At 70.4% G+C, this 4,761-nt stretch carries 4 protein-coding genes and 1 pseudogene; 1 reads left to right on the plus strand and 4 read right to left on the minus strand.

Going from position 1 to position 4,761, the window contains the following annotated elements:
* Window positions 1-457 precede the first annotated feature (457 nt).
* Window positions 458-841: a GIY-YIG nuclease family protein gene (locus tag D1643_RS09800; protein WP_236643537.1), complete on the minus strand. Its 384-nt coding sequence runs from the start codon at window positions 839-841 to the stop codon at window positions 458-460.
* On the opposite strand from D1643_RS09800, the gene D1643_RS09805 reads away from it, so the two are divergent.
* Window positions 804-1,952, plus strand: a complete 1,149-nt coding sequence (locus D1643_RS09805) for an SOS response-associated peptidase family protein (RefSeq protein ID WP_160710449.1) — start codon at window positions 804-806, stop codon at window positions 1,950-1,952. The two genes, D1643_RS09800 and D1643_RS09805, sit on opposite strands and share 38 nt — an antisense overlap.
* Window positions 1,953-2,739: 787 nt before the next feature.
* On the opposite strand, the gene hypD is transcribed toward D1643_RS09805, so the two are convergent.
* The 3 genes and pseudogenes from hypD to D1643_RS09820 all read right to left on the minus strand — a co-directional run.
* Entirely contained in the window at window positions 2,740-3,831 is a 1,092-nt protein-coding gene (gene hypD, locus D1643_RS09810; RefSeq protein ID WP_160710450.1) for a hydrogenase formation protein HypD, read from the minus strand.
* Between the two features lie 2 nt (window positions 3,832-3,833).
* Window positions 3,834-4,154 carry a HypC/HybG/HupF family hydrogenase formation chaperone gene (locus D1643_RS09815; protein WP_160710451.1) on the minus strand — a complete coding sequence of 107 codons (321 nt, stop codon included), beginning with the start codon at window positions 4,152-4,154 and terminating at the stop codon, window positions 3,834-3,836.
* 93 nt (window positions 4,155-4,247) lie between these two features.
* Window positions 4,248-4,761: pseudogene (locus D1643_RS09820) on the minus strand (hypothetical protein); the annotation flags it as partial.

The raw sequence follows: 4,761 nt of genomic DNA on the forward strand, positions 1-4,761 counted from the left end.
GGGACGAGGAGGGGACGAGGAGGCCGAGGGGTGGGAGGGACGGGAAGCGAATGGGGGGGGGTGGGAACGCAAGCAGAGCTGCCTGGGCAAGGGCGGGGGGGGTCGCGGGGTCGCCTGGCGGGCGAATGGGAGCGCACGGCGGGGTCGTGGGCCGGCGGGCGGAACGGGGGCGAGCCACAGGGAGCGACGGGGCCGGCGAGGCGCCGGGGCAGAGATCGCGACGGGGGCTGCGCAGGCGGCGGTCGCTCGGCATCCGCCGCCTCGGGACAACACCTCTCAGGAGAAGGGGGCCGCACGGCGCCCCGCGCCGACGGAGGACAAGGCTGCCGGCACAGCGCGAGCGGAAAGAGCGAGCAAGCTGCCGCAACGGCGAGGCTGACGGGAAGACGGCCTTCCGTCTCGTGACGCACCAGCCCCACGCGGCCGGCGTTTGCGAGCGCCGGAGGACGGAGATCAGCTAGGCAAGGATGGGCGCGAGGGCTTCCTCAAGGGAAGTGCGTGATGCCGCGGCGAGAAGGGCGTCCTTCTCATCGCGAGAAAGCTGCTTGAAGCGATACTCGGCGCTCATGGCGTCGTGCTTGGTGGCGAACCCTGCGTAGGCGAGCAGCTTCACAGGCCGCCGGGCACGCGTGTACTTCGCACCCCGACCGGCGTTATGGGCCTCGAGACGCCGGCGCACGTCCACCGCATACCCTGTGTAGAGCGAGCCGTCCACGCATTCGAGGACGTACATGAAGTGCGCGGGCTCCTCTTCCCCGTCCATGGGGCTCGCGTGCTGCGGCACGCCCGGAGGCGTGGCGGAGATGGAGTTGCAGTCGTCGTTTTCAGTGCGCATGGTCATGGGAAGAATTATAGTGGTCGGCAAGCGCGCCGCGAGCGCCCGCGACGGAAGGACGACCATGTGCCATCGATTCACCATGCTTACGCCTGACGAGGTCGACCGCGTGCTCGCGCACCTGCGCGCGGTCGCCCGACTGCTAGGCGAGGGCGCGCTCGGCGGCCCAAGCGCCGCAGACGACACGCTGCCAACCCTGCACCGCCCTCGCGACATCGCGGACATCGACGCCTTCCCCGGCTCGGAGTGCTGGGTTATCGTCGCCGACGCCGAAGGCAAACGCACGGACGAAGAAGTTAGCCACGTGCGCATGTTTCACGTGAAACATTCCCGCGCGCTCATGAGCAACGGCGCAGAGCAGGCTCCCGCGAAGCCAGGTAGCCCGGAGGCAGTGGGCGGCAACGCGGAGGCGGGCGCTTCCGTCAGAGAAGGAACCCGGGAAACGCACGGCGGAGGCGGGGCGGAAATCTGCGTTGCGACGAAGGCGGCGGGCGCAGGAGACGACCTCGATGCGCTTGGCCCGCTCTCCGCGTGGGCCAGCGGACTGACCCGATCGGCGCTCATCTGGGGCATCGACGTCTCCTGGAAGAAGGGACTTGTGTTCAACACGCGTATCGAGTCGGCGCTCGCCGGCCGCGCAATGTGGCGCGATGCGCTCGACCACGGCCGCTGCCTCGTGCCCGTGCGTGCGTTCTTCGAGACGCGCAGCGTCGAGCCGCCGACCGCCGAGCTGCTCATCGATGCGTCCGGCGCCTCCGCGAGCGAAGGATCCTCCTCCGCAGCAGCCGCGTCAGATAAGGCCGCGCGAAGACGGCGACCGCAGTTTCGGTTTGCCGGACCGGGCGACGGGGCGCTGCTGCTGGCAGGACTGCGGATGGGCGACCGTTTCACCATCGTCACCACCGAACCCAACGATGTCGTGGCACCCGTTCACCATCGCATGCCACTCGTGCTGAATCCCGTCGAAGCGCTCACCTGGCTTAACGGCACGCCAGGCGAGCTAGCCAAGCTGGCTGACCGGGCGCGCGTTGCCCTCGAGCGCGCCGAGGCGCCAGAACCCGGCCGCGCCAGCGGCCCGGGTGGCGGCCCCCATCCCGATCAGCTCTCGCTGTTCTAGCGCGCCGAGCAGCCGACGGTCGCCCCGGTCGCCCCGGTCGCCCCGGCGCCACCACTCGGCCCAATCGTCCCCACGGTCGCCCCGCCAGTCCGGTAGCCCCGGTCGCCGTCCGGCAAGCCGGCCCATTCCGCTGCGAGCACCACGAGATTCCGAGTTTCTGGCCAAAAACACTGCGGTTTACGCATCTTCTTGGAGAACAAGCAGCCTTCAGGCAGTGGCGACCTGGGGAAACGCACTCGCCAGAGCCTTATCGAGACGCAGATCAGCGTAAACCGCAGTGTTTTTGGCCAGAAATCTTCTTTTCGAGCAGAAAAAGGAGTGGCTCCCGTCACGAACCGAGGAAGCCCAGCACGTATTCGCGGCAAAACGAACTTCGGCATCTGATTAGGAGGCATTCGCACGACAAGCCCGTGCGCCCAGGAGGGTCTCACGCGTTCGGAGCGCCCGCCGCGCCCCAGCGCCACCAAGGCTCCCGCCTTCCCGGGCGTCCTCGCGCCGCCTCCCAGCGCCCCCGCCATCCGAGGCGCCCGCTTCCCAGCGCCTACGCCGTCCGGCGCCACCGCAACCCGGGCCACGCCTCCGCCCGAGCGAGCCGGCCACCTGGACGCGCCGCCTCCCAGCGCCCCCGCTACCCGGGACGCGCCGCCTCCCAGCGCCTTCCCAACCCGGGACGCGCCGCCTCCCAGCGCCGCCGCAGTCCGGAGCACCCACTCCCCAAAGCCTCCGCTACCCGGGGCACGCCGCCTCCCAAAGCCCCCGCTACCCGGGGCACGCCGCTTCCCGGCGCCTAGTAATACCGGAAGTACGCCGCGCAGCTTCCCTCGCTGCTCACCATGCAGGGGCCGACCGGGTTCTCCGGCGTGCAGACGGTGCGGAACAGCGGGCAGTCGCTCGGCGCCATGATGCCGCGCAGGACGTCGCCGCAGCGGCAGCCGCGGTGCTCCACGGTGGGCTCCACCTCCGGCGAGAAGCGGCGCAGCGCGTCGAACTCGGCGAACCCCTCGCGGATGCGGTAGCCGCTGCCCGGGATGTCGCCCAGGCCGCGCCAGGTGGCGGTGCAGGTCTCGAACACCTCGTCGATGGCGGCCATGGCCACGGGGTTGCCCTCGGGCATGACGCCGCGCGCGTAGGCGATCTCGATGTCGGCACGCCCCTCGTGGAGCTGGCGCATGAGCATGGCGATGCCCTGCAGCACGTCCACCGGCTCGAACCCGGTGATGACGCCGGGGATGCCGTACTTCTCGGCCAGGAAGCGGTAGGGCTCCACGCCGATGATGGTGCTCACGTGGCCCGGCAGGATAAGCGCATCCACCTTGAGCTGCGGGTCGTTGATGATGGCCTCCAGCGCGCCGGGCATGTTCTTATGCGCGCCGTAGACGGTGAAGTTACGCAGGCCCGCGGCCTTGGCGCGCTTGATGGCCATGGCGACGAGCGGCGTGGTGGTCTCGAAGCCCACGCCCACGAACACCACCTGGCGGTCGGGGTTGTCCTGCGCCAGGCGCAGCGCGTCAAGCGGCGAGTACACGATCTCCACCGCGCGCCCCGCGGCCTGCTCGGCCAGCAGGCTGGAGGTCGATCCCGGCACGCGCGTCATGTCGCCGAAGGTGGCGATGGTCACCTCGGGCACGCGCGCGAGCGCTATCACCTTGTCGATGTCGTGGTTCGAGGTGACGCACACCGGACAGCCGGGGCCGGACGCCAGGCGCACGCCCTCGGGCATGAGCCCGCGGATGCCGTTGCGCGCGATGGCCACCGTATGGGTGCCGCACACCTCCATGAGGGTGGCGCCCCCAGGCGCCCAGGCGCGAATGGACTCCACCAGGCCGCGCGCCAGCGCGGGATCCTTGAACGCCTTCAGTTCGTCTGCGAGGTCGGCCATGGCTAGTCCTCAGCCAAGGCGGCCCACACCGAGGCGGTCGCCGTCGCGCCAGGCGCGGCCGCAGCGGTCGGAACGGCTACGTCGGCAGCGGACAGGTCGTCAGCCACCAGCTCGGGGAACTGGCGGATGAGGTCGATGGTCTCTTGGGCGAACTGCTCGTCCACCACCTCGATGGCGAAGCCCGCGTGCACGAGCACGTAGCTTCCCACCTGGGCAGACGGAGTCAGGTCAACGGAAATCTCGCGGGTGACCCCCAGGATGTCGACGGTCGCGAGACCGCCCTCCCCCATCTCGGTCACCTTCGCCGGAATAGCCAGGCACATAGGCTCGCACGCTTTCTCTCGACGGCGGGTACGGCGGATGCGGCGCGTCCGCCCCGGAGCCCCGCGCGCACAAGAGCGCCCGAGACGCGAGGGCTACGACGCCGCGACGTCCCCGCCCATGGTTTTGGCCCATGCTACCACAGCCTGGCCAAGCGAGATGCATCCGTCGTTGGGCGGCAGGTCGCGATTGACCGCGGTGGTGAAGCCGGCGGCCTCAAGCTGCGCGAGCACGCGCTCGACGAGGTAGCGGTTCATGAACACGCCGCCCGAAAGCGCCACCACGTCGATGCCGTAGAGGGCGCGCACCAGCTCGGCCGCCATAACCACGGCGCTCGCCATGGCGTCGTGGAAGCGCCGCGCGATGACGGGCACGGGCACGCCGGTGGCGAAGTCGTCGAGCAGCGCGGTGAAGACGGGCGCCGCATCGAAGAGCACGACCGACGTGTCCTCGGCAGTGCTGGCCTCGGTGGCCACGTTCTTGGTCACCGTGACGGCATAGCGCTCGGCGGCGGCCAGGTCGTCGGCCGCCTCGTCGCGCGCCGCCTGGGCAGCCGGCTCGTCCACGCGGGCGCTGACCGCCGCGCGCGCGGCGACGTCGGCCGGGGCC

It is taken from the genome of Enterorhabdus sp. P55, assembly GCF_009911695.1.
In the GTDB taxonomy this organism is placed as follows: domain Bacteria; phylum Actinomycetota; class Coriobacteriia; order Coriobacteriales; family Eggerthellaceae; genus Enterorhabdus.